14 protein-coding genes and 1 pseudogene are annotated in these 17070 nt (G+C 72.1%); 12 read left to right on the top strand and 3 right to left on the bottom strand.

Annotation, left to right across the window (positions count from 1 at the left end; genetic code table 11):
- The 3 genes from AZE13_RS28350 to AZE13_RS28340 all read left to right on the top strand — a co-directional run.
- Positions 1 to 316 (top strand): BON domain-containing protein (locus tag AZE13_RS28350; RefSeq protein WP_147264744.1); only part of this gene is annotated, 316 nt, incomplete at its 5' end.
- 292 nt (positions 317 to 608) lie between these two features.
- Positions 609 to 2042, top strand: a complete 1434-nt coding sequence (locus AZE13_RS28345) for an MBL fold metallo-hydrolase RNA specificity domain-containing protein (protein WP_066938130.1) — start codon at positions 609 to 611, stop codon at positions 2040 to 2042.
- 440 nt (positions 2043 to 2482) lie between these two features.
- Complete coding sequence (locus AZE13_RS28340; RefSeq protein WP_066938129.1) at positions 2483 to 2941, top strand: pyridoxamine 5'-phosphate oxidase family protein; 459 nt, start codon at positions 2483 to 2485, stop codon at positions 2939 to 2941.
- Between the two features lie 21 nt (positions 2942 to 2962).
- Here the strand turns inward: AZE13_RS28340 and AZE13_RS28335 are convergent, their stop codons facing one another.
- Positions 2963 to 4681, bottom strand: a complete 1719-nt coding sequence (locus AZE13_RS28335; protein ID WP_066938125.1) for a GAF domain-containing sensor histidine kinase — start codon at positions 4679 to 4681, stop codon at positions 2963 to 2965.
- A 261-nt stretch (positions 4682 to 4942) separates the two neighbouring features.
- Here AZE13_RS28335 and AZE13_RS28330 point away from each other — a divergent pair, with 261 nt between their 5' ends.
- The 9 genes and pseudogenes from AZE13_RS28330 (at position 4943) to fdhF (ending at position 15725) form a co-directional block, all read left to right on the top strand.
- Positions 4943 to 5677, top strand: a complete 735-nt coding sequence (locus AZE13_RS28330; RefSeq protein ID WP_079124455.1) for a response regulator — start codon at positions 4943 to 4945, stop codon at positions 5675 to 5677.
- A 103-nt stretch (positions 5678 to 5780) separates the two neighbouring features.
- On the top strand, positions 5781 to 6578 hold the full coding sequence (locus tag AZE13_RS38470) for an AMP-binding protein (RefSeq protein WP_258528037.1): 798 nt from the start codon (positions 5781 to 5783) through the stop codon (positions 6576 to 6578).
- On the top strand, positions 6511 to 7320 hold the full coding sequence (locus AZE13_RS38465; protein ID WP_258528046.1) for an AMP-binding enzyme: 810 nt from the start codon (positions 6511 to 6513) through the stop codon (positions 7318 to 7320). The genes AZE13_RS38470 and AZE13_RS38465 overlap by 68 nt, the downstream gene beginning before the upstream one ends.
- Positions 7317 to 8345: a pyruvate dehydrogenase (acetyl-transferring) E1 component subunit alpha gene (pdhA, locus tag AZE13_RS28320; RefSeq protein ID WP_079124454.1), complete on the top strand. Its 1029-nt coding sequence runs from the start codon at positions 7317 to 7319 to the stop codon at positions 8343 to 8345. Before AZE13_RS38465 ends, pdhA begins: the two co-directional genes overlap by 4 nt.
- A 2-nt stretch (positions 8346 to 8347) precedes the next feature.
- Positions 8348 to 9341, top strand: a pseudogene (locus AZE13_RS34515) (alpha-ketoacid dehydrogenase subunit beta).
- Positions 9342 to 9343: 2 nt separating this feature from the next.
- Entirely contained in the window at positions 9344 to 10687 is a 1344-nt protein-coding gene (locus AZE13_RS28315; RefSeq protein ID WP_066938301.1) for a dihydrolipoamide acetyltransferase family protein, read from the top strand.
- Entirely contained in the window at positions 10684 to 10929 is a 246-nt protein-coding gene (locus AZE13_RS28310; protein ID WP_066938123.1) for an acyl carrier protein, read from the top strand. The genes AZE13_RS28315 and AZE13_RS28310 overlap by 4 nt, the downstream gene beginning before the upstream one ends.
- A 426-nt stretch (positions 10930 to 11355) precedes the next feature.
- Positions 11356 to 13041 carry an NAD(P)H-dependent oxidoreductase subunit E gene (locus AZE13_RS28305; RefSeq protein WP_066938121.1) on the top strand — a complete coding sequence of 562 codons (1686 nt, stop codon included), beginning with the start codon at positions 11356 to 11358 and terminating at the stop codon, positions 13039 to 13041.
- The gene (fdhF, locus tag AZE13_RS28300; RefSeq protein WP_066938298.1) at positions 13038 to 15725 is read left to right on the top strand and encodes a formate dehydrogenase subunit alpha; all 2688 of its coding nucleotides are present in this window, start codon (positions 13038 to 13040) and stop codon (positions 15723 to 15725) included. The genes AZE13_RS28305 and fdhF overlap by 4 nt, the downstream gene beginning before the upstream one ends.
- A gap of 129 nt (positions 15726 to 15854) precedes the next feature.
- Here the strand turns inward: fdhF and AZE13_RS28295 are convergent, their stop codons facing one another.
- Positions 15855 to 16274 (bottom strand): CBS domain-containing protein, encoded by a 420-nt coding sequence (locus tag AZE13_RS28295; protein WP_066938119.1) that lies wholly within the window; start codon positions 16272 to 16274, stop codon positions 15855 to 15857.
- Between the two features lie 279 nt (positions 16275 to 16553).
- Positions 16554 to 17000: a universal stress protein gene (locus tag AZE13_RS28285; RefSeq protein ID WP_181690471.1), complete on the bottom strand. Its 447-nt coding sequence runs from the start codon at positions 16998 to 17000 to the stop codon at positions 16554 to 16556.
- Positions 17001 to 17070 lie beyond the last annotated feature (70 nt).

Raw genomic sequence — 17070 nt, 5'->3', positions numbered from 1 at the left:
GGACCGTCTGGAACAGCTGCGGCGCCTCGACGACACGCGCAAGGCCGGCGCGCTGACGGCCGGGGAGCTGATGAGCACGCCCGCCCTCACCGTCAACGCCGATGCCACCCTCGCGGTGTCCCACGAGGATGTGCAGGTCACCGTCGTCGACGGGGTGGCCACGATCAGCGGCCAGATCCGCGACACCTCGCTCATTCCGCTGGTGGCGCGCCTGATACGGGCCGTGGAGGGGGTCGTGGACGTCACCTTCGAGGTCACCGGCCCGGCTCGCGTCGGCGCGCGGCCGGCGAACGCACCGTCACCGGACGTGCCGTAGCCGGACGCCGGAACGGACCGTGCGGGACGAGCCGGCCGCTGTCGGCGTCCTGCTCTTCTGCGATGTGACGACATGACGGAGAATTCCGTGGCCAAGGCCAAGCATCAGGGCCGATCGGGGCTCCGCAGGAGCTGTGGAGGCGTGCCACGCCCGTGTGGCGGCGCGAACGCCCGGCACACAGGGCCGGTCGGACCCCACGCGGGTCGTTCGGCCCCATCTGCCCGGACGCCTTCGCTGCCACCGTATGAGGCAGAGGCAGGCACCGCGCGGCTCAGCGGCAGGAGGTTGTGCCATGACCACTCCCGGCCAACCGCCCCTGGCCCACGGGGCCCGGCCACGACCGGCGCTGCTCACGTTTCTCGGCGGGGTCGGCACGGTCACCGGCAGCAAATTCCTCATCGAGAGCGACCACGTCCGGCTCCTGGTCGACTGCGGTCTCTTCCAGGGCGTTGCCGACCTGCGGCGCCTCAACTGGCGCCGACTGCCGTGCGACGCGGACAGCGTGCACGCCGTGGTCCTGACCCACGCCCACCTCGACCACTGCGGCTATCTCCCGCGCCTGGTCCGCGGCGGCTTCCATGGCCCGATCCTGACCACCGCGAACACGGCACGACTCGCCGCGATCGTGCTGCGCGACAGCGCCCGTCTCCAGGAGGAACAGGCCGCCCACGCCAACGCACACGGATGGTCCAAGCACCGCCCCGCCCACCCGCTGTACACCACCGAGGACGCCGAGCGCGCCGTGCGCATGTTCGACGCCGTGCCCTTCGACGACCAGGTCGAGATCGAAGCGGGCACCACGCTCAGCTTCCACCGGGCCGGCCACATCCTCGGATCAGCGTGGGCCCACCTCACTCTGGAAGACGGGCATACCCTCGCCACCAGCGGCGACCTCGGACGGCCGGGACACGCACTGCTGAGGCCGCCGCAGCCGTTCTCCGGCGCGGACGTCCTCCTCATGGAGTCCACCTACGGCAACCGCCGCCACCAAGGGGAAGCGGGCCGTGAGGCATTCGCCCGCGTTCTGGAACGCACCATCGACCGCGGCGGTTCCGTGGTCATCCCGGCGTTCGCGGTCGACCGCACGGAAGTGGTGCTCCATGAGCTCGCGGCGCTGCGCGGGAGCGGACGGCTGCCCGCCACCGTGCCGGTGTTCGTGGACAGCCCGATGGCACTGGCCGCGCTGGATGTGTACACGGACGTGATCCGCGAGGGCTCGCCCGAGTTGCGGCCCGAAGTCCGGACGGCCGGTGCAGCGGCGCTCAGCCCCGTACCGTTCCTCGCCGCACGCTCGGTGCAGGAGTCGATCGACATCAACCACACCCGTGGCCCCGCCGTCATCGTCTCCGCGTCCGGCATGGCCACCGGCGGACGCGTGCTGCACCACCTCCGCAGGCTGCTGCCCGATCCGCGCAACACCGTGGTGGTGGTGGGCTTCGCCGTGCAGGGCACCCGCGCCCGCGATCTGGTGGACGGCGCTCGCGTGCTCAAGATGTTCGGCGAGTACGTCCCGGTGCGGGCCGAGGTCGCCGACATACCGCATCTCTCCGCACACGCCGACGAGGCACAGATCCTGGACTGGCTGCGTGCCGCCCCGGCACCACACGTCACCTACCTCGTGCACGGAGAGCCCGAGGCGTCGGCCGCCCTCAGGGACCGGATCGACCACAAGCTGGGATGGACCGCGGTCGTGCCCCGTTCCGGAGAGCATGTGCTGGTGCGCTGACCCGCCGCATCTCCCGGATACTCCATAACCGACCGCGGCCGTGGCGGCAGCGATGAGCAGCAGAGAAGTCGAAGTGTCGTTCACCGGTGGGGAGTCGTACCGGATCCAAGCTGCGCGGGCACGAGCTGGTCGTCGACCAGCCGGCCGACACGGGCGGCGGCGACAGCGGGCCCACGCCGGTCGAGCTGTTCGTCGCCTCTCTCGCCTCGTGTGTGACCTTCTATGCGGGGCGTTGGCCCCAGCCCGTACGGAGGCGCTGCGCGCGGTGGTGCGCCACTGCACGGTCCACAACTCGCTTCTGCGGCCGCCCGAGGTGTCGATCGATGTGGACGCGGCCTGACGTGCGGCGCGCGACGCACCGGCACGACGGCCCGAACCGCCCATACGGCCAGGGACCACCGGCCCTACCTCTGGTCAGGCACCGCGCGCACGGTGAGGACATGGACCGACGCGACGGCTTCCGGGAGCTGGACCGGCACGAGTGCCTGCGCCTCCTGTCGCTGGTCCCCATCGGGCGCATCGTGTACACGCACGACGCCCTGCCCGCCGTTCTGCCGGTCAACTTCTCCCTGGACCGCGACCATTCCGTGGTACTTCGCACCTCGGCCGCCTCGCGCCTGGCACACGCCGTCGACGGCGCCGTCGTGGCGTTCCAGGCGGACCGGTTCGACGAGGCCGCGCACACCGGCTGGAGCGTCATCGTCACTGGCCGGGCCACGCTCGTCACCGATCCGCGGGACAAGGAAGAGCTGCGTGCGGTCGGGCTCCGCTCCTGGATGGCCGTGCCCGAAGAAGCCTTCATCCGGATCGCCCCGGAGCTGGTGACCGGGTGCACCCTGCAGGGAGGCTGGGGAGGAGGGGACGAGCGGGACACTTCGCGCCTGGCCGATGTCCCGTGAGAGGCATCCCTCCCGGCCGGCCTATTGCGGCGCGGAAAGGGGAACGTGCCAGGTCAGGGTCGTCCCACCGGTGAGCGGGCGGGAAAGTTCCAGTGCGCCGCCCAGTTGCCCGGCTCGTTCGGAGAGGTTGCGCAGGCCGCTGCGGCGTCCGTCGGGCGGGATGCCCACTCCGTTGTCGCTGACGGTCAGCACGACATCTTCCCCGCCGGTCTTGAGGACGACGTCGGCACGTGTGGCCTGAGCGTGCCGGGCGATGTTCGTCAGCGCCTCCGAGAGCACCGCCACCACATGGTCGGCGATCTCCCGGGGCACCTGCGTGTCCAGCAGACCTTCCATCCGCAGGCCGGGAGCGAAGCCGAGCGCCGCGGTCGCTTCCCCGGCCGTCTGGACGACGCGGGTCCGCAGGCCGTGCCCCTCGTCGTGTTCGTGGAGGCGCAGGCCGAAGATCGTCGAGCGGATGATCTTGATGGTCTCGTCCAGGTCGCCGACCGTGCGAAGCACCCGTTCCGACGCGTCGGGGTGCTCGATGATCCGGGCCGCGCTCTGTAGCGTCATGCCCATGGCGAAGAGCCGTTGAATGGCCAGGTCGTGCAGGTCGCGGGCGATCCGGTCGTGGTCCTCCAGCGTCGCGATCTGCTCGGCGTCCCGCCGCCGGTCCGCCAGTTCCATCGCCACCGCTGCCTGCCCGGCGAAGCCCGTCAACTGCTCGGTCTCCACCGTGGTGAAGTCCGTCCCGTCGGATGCCCGGGCAAGCAGCAGCACGCCACGTACGCCGGTACCGGTGCCGATGGGCACCGCCACCGTGGGCCCCAGCCCGGCGAGGCGCTCCGGGGCGGCCGTCTCCCGCGCATCGTGGCAGATATCCGCACTGGTCAACGGGGTGGCGGCCGAGAAGGCCGCGCCGATCAGGCTGCCCTCGGCCGGCAGCACCAGGCCACGGTGCGCCTCCGCTCCCTTCCCGAGGGCGAGCTCGATCACCAGCGTGGACGTGTTCGGCATCGGCAGGGCCACCACGGCCAGCTCGGCATCGGCGATGTCCTTGGCCGACCCGGCGATCAGTCCGATCACCTCGCTCTGGGGACTCCCGGACAGCAGGCTGGCTGTGATCTCCCCACCGGCCTGCTGCCACCGCTCGCGGCGCCGCGCCTCCTCGTACAGACGGGCGTTGTCGATCGCCATACCAGCCGCCACGGCCAGGGTGGACAGCACCGACTCGTCCTCGGCGTCGAACTCGGCGCCGCCGCGCTTCTCCGTCAGATAGAGGTTGCCGAAGACCTCGTCGCGGACCCGGATCGGAACGCCGAGAAAGGTGTGCATCGGGGGGTGGTGGGCCGGAAAGCCGTACGAGGACGGATGCTGGGAGACCTTCGACAGCCGTAGTGGCTCCGGATGCCGGATCAGCTCGCCCAGGACGCCGTGGCCCGACGGGTACGGCCCGATGGCGGCGATCTGCTTCCCGGTCATCCCCACCGGCAGAAAGTGCACGATCTTCCGTCCGTCCGGTCCGAGGACGCCCAGGGCGCCGTATTCGGCGTCGACCAGCGCGACCGCCGTCTCGGTGACGCGCCGCAGCACCTGCTCCAGATCGAGCTCCCGGCCCACCGACAGTACGGCTTCCAGCAGGCTGTGCACCCGGTCCCGCGTGCCGCGTGCCGCGTCCAGCCGGGCCTGCAGCTCGTCGAGCAGTTCGTCGAGCCTCAGCTGGGGCAGCCGCGTACCGTCTCTCTCGGCGCTTGCCAACGTCGTCTCCTTCAAGGACCCCAGGCGGGAGTGGCCGACGGACACCCGCGGGTGCTTCTCAGTATGCGCCGGCCGTGCGGGGACGGCAGGAGCTGCGGTGATCCGCTGTCGTCTGCGGAAGCTGCCGACCGGGGGACTCGGTGGCACCCTGTGAAGCGGGGGCCGAAGGGCCCGTGTCCCGCGGCCCGGGATGCCGGAACCACCGGGGGACCGGCTTCCGGACCGCGGGCGGTGTGGCTCGGGGCAGGACAGGAGCGGCTGATGGCCGACACCACACGGTCCTCTCCAGAGGCGCCGATCACGGTCTTCCTGCTCGACGACCACGAGGTCGTACGGCGCGGGGTGCACGACCTGCTGGAGGACGAGCCGGACATCACCGTGGTCGGCGAGGCGGCCACGGCCGAGCAGGCCCGCGTGCGGGTTCCCGCGCTGCGGCCGCGGGTCGCGGTGCTGGACGTGCGATTGCCCGACGGCGACGGGGTGAGCCTGTGCCGTGAGCTGCGCTCCCGCATGCCCGATCTGGCCTGCCTGATGCTCACCTCCTTCGACGACGAGGACGCGCTGCTGGATTCGATCCTGGCCGGGGCCGCCGGTTATGTGCTCAAGCAGATCCAGGGAGCGGATCTGGTGTCGGCGGTGCGCACCGTCGCCGCGGGCCAGTCGATGCTCGACCCCGGGGCAACCACGATGCTCATGGCCCGGCTGCGCGGCGCGCAAGCGGCGGAACAGCAGCCGGAGCCGGAGGCGCTGTCGGGCCTGACTGCCCGCGAGCGCGAGATCCTGGCGTTGATCGGCGAGGGGCTGACGAACCGGCAGATCGGTCGGCGGCTCTACCTGTCCGAGAAGACCGTCAAGAACCACATCTCGCGCCTCCTGGCCAAACTCGGGGTGGAACGACGGATCCAGGCGGCCGTCATCGCGACCCAGGCGGACAGTGCCGGGCAGTGGCCGCAGGGCGCCGACGGCTCGCGCCGTCCCTACGACGGCTCGCGCTGACGGTACGGCCCGCCCGGCCTCGGTCCCAGGCCCCTTCGGCCCATGCGCGCAGGACCGGGGTCCATGACGCTGGAAGCAGAACCAGGCGGCGGAAGGTATCGCGATGGTGTGGGAAACGATCCGCAAGGGCGACACACCGGATGTGCTGCCAAATCTCGTCGACTACGCCCGGGCATGCTCCGATTTCACCTGGTCACGGGCGCGTGACGAGCTGGACGGGCTGCCCGGCGGTGCGGGGCTGAACATGGCCTACGAGGCCGTCGACCGGCATGTGACGGCGGGGCGTGGCGACAGGGTCGCGCTGCGGTGCATCGGTCGCGACGACGCCGTCGAGACGGTCACCTACGCCGAGCTGGCGCGCCGTACGCACCGCTTCGCGAACGCCCTGCGCTTGCTCGGCGTCGGTCGTGGCGACGTGGTGTTCACGTTGCTCGGCCGGTGCCCCGAGCTCTACACGGCCGTGCTCGGCACCCTGAAGAACACCAGTGTGCTGTGCCCGCTGTTCTCCGCGTTCGGACCCGACCCGGTCGAGCAGCGCCTGCGGCTCGGCGACGCCCGCGTGCTGGTCACCACCGCGACCCTCTACCGGCGCAAGGTCGCGGACCGCAGAGCCTCGCTTCCCAGGCTCGCGCACGTCCTCATCGTCGGCCCCGGTGCGGAGGAAATGCCCGGCACGCTCTCGTTCGATGTGCTGACGGCTGCCGCCCCCGACCAGTTCACCGTCCCGCCGACCTCACCCGAGGACATGGCTCTGCTCCATTTCACCAGCGGAACCACCGGTGCCCCCAAGGGCGCGATCCACGCGCACCACCCCGCGGGACGGGGCCCGCCACCTGCCCGCAGCGTACGACCTGTCGGCACTGCGCTTCGTCGCGTCGGTCGGCGAGCCGCTCAATCCTGAGGCCGTGGTGTGGGGCCAGGAGGTGCTGGGCCTGCCGGTCCACGACAACTGGTGGCAGACCGAGACCGGTTGCATCATGATCGCGAACTTCGCCGCCTGCGAGATCCGGCCCGGTTCGATGGGGCGGCCGCTGCCGGGCATCGAGGCGACGGTCCTCCAACGCGGAGAGGACGGCCGGGCGCTGATCACCGATGGCCGGGTGACGGAGGAGGAAATTCCAGGTGTCGAGGGCGAGTTGGCGCTGCGCCCCGGCTGGCCGTCCATGTTCCGGGGCTATCTGCACGACAAGGAACGCTACGAGGCGGCGTTCGCCGGAGGCTGGTACCTGACCGGGGACCTGGCCAAGCGGGACGAGGACGGCTGGTACTGGTTCGTCGGGCGGGCCGACGACGTCATCAAGTCGGCGGGCCACTTGGTCGGCCCCTTCGAGGTGGAGAGCGCGCTGATGGAACACCCGGCGGTCGCCGAGGCCGGAGTGATCGGACGGCCCGACCCCGTGGCCGGCAACATCGTCAAGGCGTTCGTCTCACTACGGCCCGGCGCCGAACCGACGGCCGCACTGGAACGCGAGCTGCTGGCCTTCGGCCGCCGACGGCTGGGCCCCGCCGTCGCGCCCCGGGAGATCGTCTTCGACCAGAACCTGCCACGGACCCGCAGTGGCAAGGTGATGCGCCGGCTGCTGCGCGCCCGCGAACTCGGCCTGCCCATCGGCGATCTGTCCACATTGGAGGGATCCGCATGAGCCCGGCCCGCGGCACCCGAAAGCGCAGGACCGCAACCAGCGCGGAGGAGGCGGCCCGGAACGGTCACCGCGGCGAGCTGCTGCGCGCCATGCTGCGCATCCGGCGCTTCGAGGAGCGCTGCGTCGAGCTGTACAGCGCCGCCAAGATCCGCGGGTTCGTTCACCTCTACATCGGGGAGGAGGCCGTCGCCGTCGGCGTCAACGAGGCACTGAGCGCCGAGGACGCGGTGGTTTCCACCTACCGGGAGCACGGCCACGCGCTGGCCCGCGGCATCACCGCCGAGGCCGTGATGGCCGAGATGTACGGCAAGGCGACCGGCTGTAGCGGGGGCCGCGGCGGATCCATGCACCTCTTCGACGCCGGGCGCCGCTTCTACGGCGGCAACGCGATCGTCGCCGGCGGACTGCCGCTGGCCGCGGGGCTCGCGCTCGCCGACGGGATGCGCGGCCAATCCCGCGTCACCTGCTGCTTCTTCGGTGACGGTGCCTACGCCGAGGGCGAGTTCCACGAGACGGCGAACCTGGCCGCCCTGTGGGGGCTGCCGCTGCTGTTCGTCTGCGAGAACAACCTGTACGCCATGGGCACGGCCATCGAACGGCACGAGGCGCAGACCGATCTGGCCCTGCGCGCCGCCTCCTACGGCATGGCGGCATGGGCGGTGGACGGCATGGACGTAGAAGCCGTGGAGCGGGCTGCCCGTCGGGCCACCGAGAGCATCCGGGGCGGTGGCGGACCGCACTTCCTCGAAATGCGTACCTACCGCTTCCGCGCCCATTCGATGTACGACCCGGACCGCTACCGCGACAAGGCGGAAATCGAGCAGTGGAAGGCCCGGGGCCCGATCACCCGGCTCATGGAGCGGACGCGCGAGGGCGGCGAACCGGTCGAGAAGCAGCTCACCGCGATCGAACGCCGGATCGCCGAAGAGATCGAGGCCGCCGTCGAGGCGGCCGAGCGGGCACCCGAGGAGCCGGTGGAAGACCTGCTGCGGTACGTCACCAGCGTTCCCACGGAGGTGACATGACGATGGCCGCCGACCGGCCGGAAGAGCGGAAGACGACGTACCGGGAAGCGCTGCGTGAGGCGCTCCGCGAGGCGCTGCGCGCCGACGACCGGGTCTTTCTCATGGGCGAGGACGTGGGACGGTACGGCGGCTGCTTCGGGGTGAGTCTCGGCCTGCTGGAGGAGTTCGGGCCGGAGCGGATCCGTGACACCCCGCTGTCGGAGTCCGCGTTCGTGGGTGCGGGGATCGGCGCCGCACTGTCCGGGCTGCGGCCGATCGTCGAGATCATGACCGTCAACTTCAGCCTGCTGGCCCTCGATCAGATCCTCAACAACGCCGCCACCCTGCTGCACATGTCCGGCGGCCAGCTCCCCGTACCCCTCGTGATCCGGATGGCGACGGGCGCGGGCCGACAGCTCGCCGCCCAGCACTCGCACAGCCTCGAAGGGTGGTACGCCCACATCCCGGGCATCCGGGTGCTCGCGCCGGCGACCCTTGAGGACGCCCGCTACATGCTGGCCCCGGCACTCGCCGACCCCGACCCGGTACTGATCTTCGAGCACGGCAGCCTCTACAACGCCACCGGGGAGCCGGCCCTGCCCACCTCACCGGTGGACCTGGACCACGCCGCGATACGCAAGCAGGGCACGGACATCTCCCTGATCACCTACGGCGGTTCGCTTCCCAAGGCGCTCGCGGCGGCGGACGAGCTGGCGGCCGACGGCATCAGCGCCGAAGTCGTCGACCTGTACGCTGCGGCCCCTCGACGACGAGGCCATCGCCGCCTCCGTGGCCCGTACGCACCGCGCGGTGGTCGTCGACGAGGCGTGGCGCACCGGCAGCATCGCCGCGGAGATCTCGGCGCGGATCGCCGAACGCTCGCTGTACGAACTGGACGCGCCGGTCGAGCGGGTGTGCAGCGCGGAGGTCCCCATCCCGTACGCCCGCCTGCTCGAACAGGCGGCTCTGCCCCAGACCGCCGGCATCGTCGCGGCCGCACACCGGGCGGTGGACTGACGATGGCCGAGTTCACGATGCCGTCGCTGGGCGCCGACATGGACGAGGGGATGCTCCAGGAGTGGCTGGTGCGGCCCGGCGACCGGGTCCGCAGAGGGGATCCGGTCGCGGTCGTCGAGACCGCGAAGTCCGCCATCGAGGTGGAGTCCTTCGAGACGGGCACGGTGGGGCGACTGCTCGTGGACCCGGGCACGACGGTGCCGGTGGGCACACCGCTCGCGGTGATCGAACCGGTGGCGGAGCCCGGAGCACCCGAGCAGCCGGAACCGGGGGAGAGGACGAAGAAGCCGGAGAAGTCCGTGACTCCCGAGAAACGCCGCAAGGCGGAGACGGCACGGCCGGTCCACGAACGTTCACACGGCGGCGAAGGTCCCCTGATCCGGCATCTCGCGGAGCGGGCCGGAGTCGACCTGGACACCCTCCACGGAACCGGGCACGGCAGGCGCGTCACCCGTGCCGATGTCGAGCGGGCCACCGCGGAACCCCGGTCGCCGGCCCGCGTCACTCCCTTCGCCCGACGGCTCGCCCGCGAACTGGGCGTCGATCTCTCCGGAGTAGCGGGTACCGGCAAGGACGGCTCGGTCCGCGCCGCGGACGTCCGGGCGGCGGCCCCCGGCCCGACGGTTTCCGTCGAGCCGAAGGGCGGTGGAGAGGTCCCGGTCCGTCCTGCCGAGGACCGCCGAGCGGTGGGCATGCGCCAGGCCATCGCGGGTCTGATGGCACGCGCCAACCGGGAGATCCCGCACTACTACCTGTCCACGACGGTCGATATGGCCGCCGCGGTGGACTGGATGCGTGAGCGCAACCGACGCAGCCCGGCCGGCGAACCGCTGCTCCCCGCGGCCCTGTTGCTCAAGGCCGCGGCCCGGGCGGCCCGCGAAGTCCCCGAGCTCAACGGCTACTGGACCGACAACCACTTCGTCGCGGGCGACGGGGTACGCCTGGGTGTGGCCGTGTCCCTGCGCGGCGGCGGGCTCGTAGCCCCTGTGCTGCGGAACGCCGACGCTCTCGAACTCCCGCAACTGATGGCAGACCTGAAGGACCTGGTCGCCCGCGCCCGGACGGGCAGGCTGCGCGGCTCCGAGGTGTCCGACCCCACCATCACGGTCACCAACCTGGGGGACCAGGGGGTGGAAGGCGTCCTCGGCGTGATCTACCCGCCGCAAGTGGCCCTGGTGGGCTTCGGCCGGGTCGTCGAACGGCCGTGGGCGGTCGATGGCCTGCTCGGCGTACGGCCCGTGGTCATGGCGACCCTGTCGGCGGACCACCGGGCCACCGACGGAGCAGTCGGGGCCCGCTACCTCACCACGGTTGACCGTCTCCTGCAGAATCCGGAGGAGCTATGAAGCGCGACGAAGCACTGGACGTGGTGAAGGAGTCGCTGGCCGAGATCGTCCCGGATGCCGACTTCGCCGCACTGGGCCCCGACGACACGTTCCGCGACGCGCTGGAGCTGGACTCACTCGACTTCCTGAGCTTCATCGAAGTCCTCGGCAGACGCACCGGGATCCGGATCGACGACGAAGACACCCCGAACCGCACCACACTGTCGGACAGCGCCGACTTCCTCGTTGCCCGCACGGAATGAGGAGCCACCGGGCGAGGAGCCGACCGATGAACGACCGCCCTCGCCGTGCCATGCCGAGGAAGGCGATTGCTGGAACGAGGTGAGGCCCAGATCCTCCCGGATGGCCGGGGCCAGTGGTGCCGGCAGAGCCCATGCCCAGAAGCACAGCAGGAACCGGCCGTGGCCAGCGCCAGCATCCGCGTCGGCCGCGCGGAAGCCGCCGCGCGGTCCGGTTGCCGGGTGGCGCTTCGGCTCATCGTGCCTCTTCTTCCGGGGAGGGACTCCCCACGGCTGTTCCTCCTGACGTGCGATACCTCCGAACGGGCGTAACGAACGGGGTGATCAGGTGCCGTGCCTCCGAACGGGCGTCACCATGCCCGGCCCCCAGGTTGCGGCGGGCGCCGGTCCCCGGATGCGGCCGCCTGGGGCCGCCGTGACGATGAGGGCATGGCTCCCGTCCCGCCTGCCGACCGTTTCGACGCCTTCCGGGCTCTCGCCGACCGGCGGGGGAGGCCCGGAGGCCCGTTGATGGCAACCCTGGCCCGGACCAGGGCAGGCACGGCGGACCAACCCGAAACCTGGGCGCCGGCGGTCGCGGCCGGTGTCGGCCTGCCGGCCGCCGCCGCGCTCGGGCCGGCCAGTTACTACGCGGACCTCGCCGCCCCGCACGGCCGCCGTCACGTACGGGTGTGCGCCGCCACGGCGTGCTTCGCCGCGGGAGCCGGCCGGCATGTCGAGCAGGTGGAGCGGGAGCTCGGTGTCCCCGTCGGCGGCGCCGCTGCCGACGGGGCGGTCTCGCTCCAGGCCGTGCGCTGTCTTGGGTACTGCTATGCCGGGCCCGCCGCCCTCGACGGCGACACGCCGTGCACCGGAGCGACGCTGACCGCTCAGCTCGCCGGGCGGGAGGTGCCGACGGCGCCGGTCATCCCGGCCTTCGACGGCACCGGTGACCCCGTACTGCTCGGTGGCGTCCTGGCCGGGGAGCCCGCCTGGCAGGTGTGGCCGCGGACGGTGGCCGCACGTCCTCCCGATGAGGTGCGGGCAGAGGTCGCCGCATCCGGGCTGAGGGGGCGCGGGGGCGCCGGCTTCCGGGTGGCGGCGAAATGGTCCGCGACGGGCCGGTCACCCGACACCGTGGTCGTCGCCAACGGGGACGAGGGCGATCCGGGCTCGTACGCCGACCGCCTGCTGATGGAGCGCGATCCCGCCCGGGTGCTGGAGGGCCTGGCGCTGGCCTGCTTCGCCTGCGGCGCCCGGCGGGCCGTGGTGCTGGTGCGTTCGGAGTACCCCCGCGCGCTGGCCCGGATGCGGGAGGCGGTCGAGAGAGCTTACGAGGACGGGCACTTCGGAGCGGCGGTGCACGGCAGCGTGGTGACGCTGGACGTCGAGGTCGCCGAGGGGGCGGGTTCGTATGTCGCGGGCGAGGAGACGGCGCTGATCGCGGGCCTGGAGGGTGGCCGTGGCTGCGCCCGTCCACGTCCTCCGTACCCCACCGACCGTGGCTTGTGGGATGCGCCGACGGTGGTCAACAACGTGGAGACGCTGGCAGCCGTCCCATGGATCATCGCTCATGGCGGCGCTGCCCATGCCCGGCGCGGGGTGCCCGGCGAGACCGGGACGAAGCTGGTCTGTCTGTCCGAGCGGTTCGCCCGCCCGGGCTGTTACGAGGTGGAACTCGGTACGCCGGTCGAACGGATCGTCACGGAGCTGGGCGGCGGTCTGCGGGGCGGTGCCGATCTGGCGGTCCTCCAGGTCGGCGGACCGCTGGGCGGTTTCCTCGCCGCCGCACGGCTGGACGTGCCGCTGACGCAGGCCGGCCTGGCGCACGCCGGCGCCGCCCTCGGGCACGCGGGCCTGGTGGCCTTCGACCGGGGCGTGGAGCCGCAGGAAGTGCTCCGCCATGTATGGGAGTTCGCCGCCGCGGAGAGTTGCGGCGCCTGCTCGCCCTGCCGCGTCGGCTCCCGCCGGGGGCTGGAGCTCGTGGGCGCCGGCCGGCAGCCGGGAGAGGAGTACGGGCGGTTGCTGCGGGTGCTGTCCGAGGCCAGCCTGTGTGCCTTCGGACGGCGGATTCCGGAGGCGGTGCGCAGCCTGGCCCGTGCGTACGGTGACCGGCTTGCGGGGTGGGACCGGTGAGGGTCGAGGTGGATGGCATCGGAGTGGAGGTGCCGGAGGGAGCCTCGCTGCTCACCGCGGCCCGCGCGGCCGGGGCCGAGCTGCCCACCCTCTGCCACGACGACCGGATGAGCCCGGCGGGCTCGTGCCGGGCCTGCCTGGTACGAGCCGACGGGAGCATCGCCGCGGCCTGTGTCACCCCGGCCGTCGCCGGGGCGCGGATCGAGACGGCCACCGACTCCCTGGGGGAGCTGCGGCGCGACGCCGTGGCGCTCATCGCCTCGTCCCTGCCGCCCCGCGCCCTGGCCGCCGAGGGCAGCGAACTGGCGCAAGCATGCCGGTCGTCGGGGATCGGTCCCGAGGCGGCCCGAGGAGCCGGCGGCCGCGGCGAGGACACCTCCCACCCGTACGTCCACCTCGACCGGGACCTGTGCATCGCCTGCGGCCGCTGCGTACGGATGTGCTCCGAGGTCCAGGGCACCTTCGCCCTCACCCTGGTCGGCCGGGGCGCCGACACCGTCGTCGCCCCCGGCACCGGCGGATCCTGGGCCGAGTCCGACTGCGTCGCCTGTGGCGGCTGCGTCGACACCTGCCCCACCGGGGCGATCACCGAGCCGGGCCCGGGGCGCGGGCTCACCTCCGCCCACCACGCGGCGGCCCGTACGACCCGGACCACCTGTGGCTACTGCGCCGTCGGCTGTTCCCTTGACGTCGCCACCCAGGACGGCGGCGTCACGGCGGTGCTGCCGGTCCGGGACGGCCCGGTCAACCGCGGGCACGCATGCGTCAAGGGCCGCTTCGCCCACGGCTTCCTGACCTCCTCCGAGCGGCTCACCCGGCCCTTGCTCCGCCGCGACGGCAGCCTGGAACCGGTCGGCTGGGACGAGGCGCTGAGCCGTATCGCCGAGGGACTGAGACAGGCCGTCGCCACCGGCGGCCCCGATGCCGTCGCGGCGATCTCCTCGGCCCGCGCGACCAATGAGGAGAACTACCTCGTCCAGAAGTTCCTGCGGGCCGCGATCGGCACCAACAACGTCGACAACTGCTCGCGGCTGTGCCACGCCCCGTCCGCCGCCGGTCTGACCGCCTCCTTCGGGCTTGCCGGCGGCACCGACTCCTTCGACGACGTCGAGCGCGCCGACTGCTTTCTGATGGTGGGGGCCAACCCGGTCGAGGCCCACCCGGTCGTCGGCGCCCGACTGCTGCAACGCGCGCTGCGCGGGGCCCGGTTGCTCGTCGTCGACCCCCGCACCGTCGGCCTGGCCACGGACGCCCACGTACACCTGCGACCCCGCCCCGGAACCAATGTCGCCCTGTTCCACGGGCTCGCCCACGTCCTGCTCACCGAAGGACTGGTGGACGAGGACTTCCTGCGCGAACGGGCCGCCGGGCTGCCGGAGTTCACCGAGCTGCTGGCCGACTACCCGCCCGCCCGGGTCGCGGACATCACCGGTGTCCCCGCCGCGGACCTGATCGCGGCAGCCCGCCGCTACGGATGCGCCGAGCACCCCGCCATCGTCTACGGGCTCGGCGTCACCGAGCATCTGCACGGCACCGACGGCGTACGGGCCCTGGCCAACCTGGCGATCCTCCGCGGGGCGGTCGGCACCGGCCGCGGCTACGGCATCAACCCGCTGCGCGGCCAGAACAACGTCCAGGGCGCCTCCGACATGGGCGCGCTGCCCGACACCCTGCCCGGCTACGGGAAGGTGACCGACCCCGTGGCCCGGTCGCGGGCCGAGGAGGTGTGGGGCGTACGGGTACCGGACCGGCCAGGACTGCGGATCCCGGACACGTTCGCGGCGGCCCGGGCCGGGGACCTGCGCGCCCTGTGGGTCATCGGGGAGGATGTCTGCGCCACCGACCCCGATACGAACCGGGTGGCCGATGCCCTGCGCGCCTGCCCACTGGTCATCTGCAGCGAACTCTTCCTCTCCGAGACCGCCCGTCACGCGGACGTCGTCCTGCCGGCCGCCTCCTGGCTGGAGAAGGACGGTACCTTCGTCAACTTCGACCGCCGGTTCCAGCGGGTCCGGGCGACCGTCGCGCCGCCGGGGGAGGCCCGCACGGACTTCGCGGCCGTGCACGCGGTGGCCGCCGCCATGGGCGTCGACCTCGGCTGTCCGACCCCGGCCGCCGCGCTGGACGAGTGCGGACGGCTCGCCCCCGTCTTCGCCGGGCTCTCGCACGAGAGGCTGGACCGCGAGGGGGCGATTCCGTGGCCCTGCCCGGACGCTGACCAGCCGGGCGAGGCCACGTTGTACACGGGACGGTTCGCCACCGCGGACGGGCGCGCCCACCTCGCGTCCTGCCCCTATCTGCCGCCGGGTGAGCAGGCCGACGACGACTACCCCCTGATCATGGTCACCGGGCGGCGGCTGACCCACTACAACTCCGGCAGCATGACCCGGCGTACGGCCAACCTCCTGCTGGACTCCACCGACCGGCTGGACCTCCACCCCGATGACGCGGACCGGTACGGCCTGCGGGAGGGCGATCCGGTCACGGTGGAAAGCCGCCACGGCCAGGCCCGGCTCCTCACCCGGGTCAGCCGTGCGGTGAGCCCCGGCCAGGTCTTCTGCGCGTTCCACTTCCCGTCGAGCGGAGTGAACCGGCTGACCTCGGATCACGCGGACACGGTCACGTCCTGCCCCGAGTACAAGGTCACCGCCGTGCGGGTGACCCCGCTCCCGCACCCGGTATGACGCAGCTGCTGAGAGGTAGGGCTCCGGCCCGGCGACGAACTTCTCCTGGTCTCCCGCACCGCGACCGGGCAGGAGATCCACGCCGCCTTTCCATGACGGCCGGCTTCTCACCGGCCTCCCGCCGGGAGGTCAGGGAGCGGCGCAGATGACCTCGACGAAGTGGCCGACCTGCTCTTCCGTCAGGTGACGCGCAAGATCCGCTTCACTGATCATGCCCACCAGGCGATGGTCGGAGATGACCGGAAGCCGCCGGATCCGGTGCACCTCCATGGCGCGGAGGACCTGGTCCGCGTCGGCTTCGGCATCGATGGTGACGGGCTTGCCCTGTTCGAGTGCGCCCGCGGTCATGGTCCTGGGATCCTTGCCCTTGGCGACACACTTCACGACGATGTCGCGGTCGGTGACGATCCCGTGCAGCCGGTCGTCCGGCCCGCAGATCGGGAGGGAGCCGATGCCCAGCTCGCTCATCCGTCGCGCGGCGCTCTCCAGCGTTTCGTTCTCCTGCACGCAGGTGGCGCCGGCGTGCATGATCTCTCGTGCCGTGGTCATGACCACTCCTCCCGCTTCCCCGCAGCCGGCCCGACTCGGCCGGGTGTCCAGGAAATGCGCGTACACAAAGGGAAATCCGCGTACACAAAGGCGAGGAGGACCACCCGCTTCTCGCGGGTCCCGATTGCGCGGTGCACGGTCTCGCTCCGCTGCTCCGCGTCTCCGATGTCCTCCTCGTCACTTTCAGTAAAGGGCGTCTTGCCCGATTCGGCATAGGGCCCAATGGGCATCCCTTCGGCCCAAGCGGCCCGGCCCCGGTGCGGCGGGCACCAAGGACGGCTATCGGGGGAAGACGGCCACCGGGCAGTGAGCGTGGTGCAGCATGGCGTGCGCGACCCGGCCCAGCGAGGTTCCCGGCGCGTGCGGGTGCTTGCGGGCACCCACCACGAGGAGATCGGCGTGCCCGGACGCCTCGACCAGCGCACCGGCCGGGGAGGGAACCTGTACCACATCGTCGCCGACCGTGAGGTCCGGGAACTCCTCTCGGACCTCACCGAGGATCCGGGTACTCGCCGCGGCCGCCGCCTCCGCGACCTCACGCACCGCCTGGACCACGGGCGCCGCGCTCTCCAGGTACCGGAGGAGTGTCCAGGCGCTCAGCAACCGCAGCGACGCCTTCCGGCGCCCTGCCAGCGTTGCCGCGAAGCGTACTGCCGGGAGATCGTCCTCGTCCCGTACGCCCACCAGGACGACCCCCTTGGCGGGCTGCTCGGAACTTTGCACCACCACTACCGGCCCTTGCGCACGGGCCGCCACTTTGAGTCCGACGGCACCCAGCAGCAGTGCGGAGAATCCG

The organism is Streptomyces sp. NBRC 110611 (assembly GCF_001590865.1).
Classification (GTDB): Bacteria; Actinomycetota; Actinomycetes; order Streptomycetales; family Streptomycetaceae; genus Streptomyces.
The sequence above is the reverse complement of the archived record's forward strand: the minus strand, read 5'-3'. Positions and strand labels throughout refer to the sequence as shown.

Coding starts and splice junctions, on each gene's coding strand:
- AZE13_RS28345 (WP_066938130.1), top strand. CDS start 609: ATGACCACTCCCGGCCAACCGCCCCTGGCCCACGGGGCCCGGCCACGA.
- AZE13_RS28340 (WP_066938129.1), top strand. CDS start 2,483: ATGGACCGACGCGACGGCTTCCGGGAGCTGGACCGGCACGAGTGCCTG.
- AZE13_RS28330 (WP_079124455.1), top strand. CDS start 4,943: ATGGCCGACACCACACGGTCCTCTCCAGAGGCGCCGATCACGGTCTTC.
- AZE13_RS38470 (WP_258528037.1), top strand. CDS start 5,781: ATGGTGTGGGAAACGATCCGCAAGGGCGACACACCGGATGTGCTGCCA.
- pdhA (WP_079124454.1), top strand. CDS start 7,317: ATGAGCCCGGCCCGCGGCACCCGAAAGCGCAGGACCGCAACCAGCGCG.
- AZE13_RS28315 (WP_066938301.1), top strand. CDS start 9,344: ATGGCCGAGTTCACGATGCCGTCGCTGGGCGCCGACATGGACGAGGGG.
- AZE13_RS28310 (WP_066938123.1), top strand. CDS start 10,684: ATGAAGCGCGACGAAGCACTGGACGTGGTGAAGGAGTCGCTGGCCGAG.
- AZE13_RS28305 (WP_066938121.1), top strand. CDS start 11,356: ATGGCTCCCGTCCCGCCTGCCGACCGTTTCGACGCCTTCCGGGCTCTC.
- AZE13_RS28295 (WP_066938119.1), bottom strand. CDS start 16,274: ATGACCACGGCACGAGAGATCATGCACGCCGGCGCCACCTGCGTGCAG.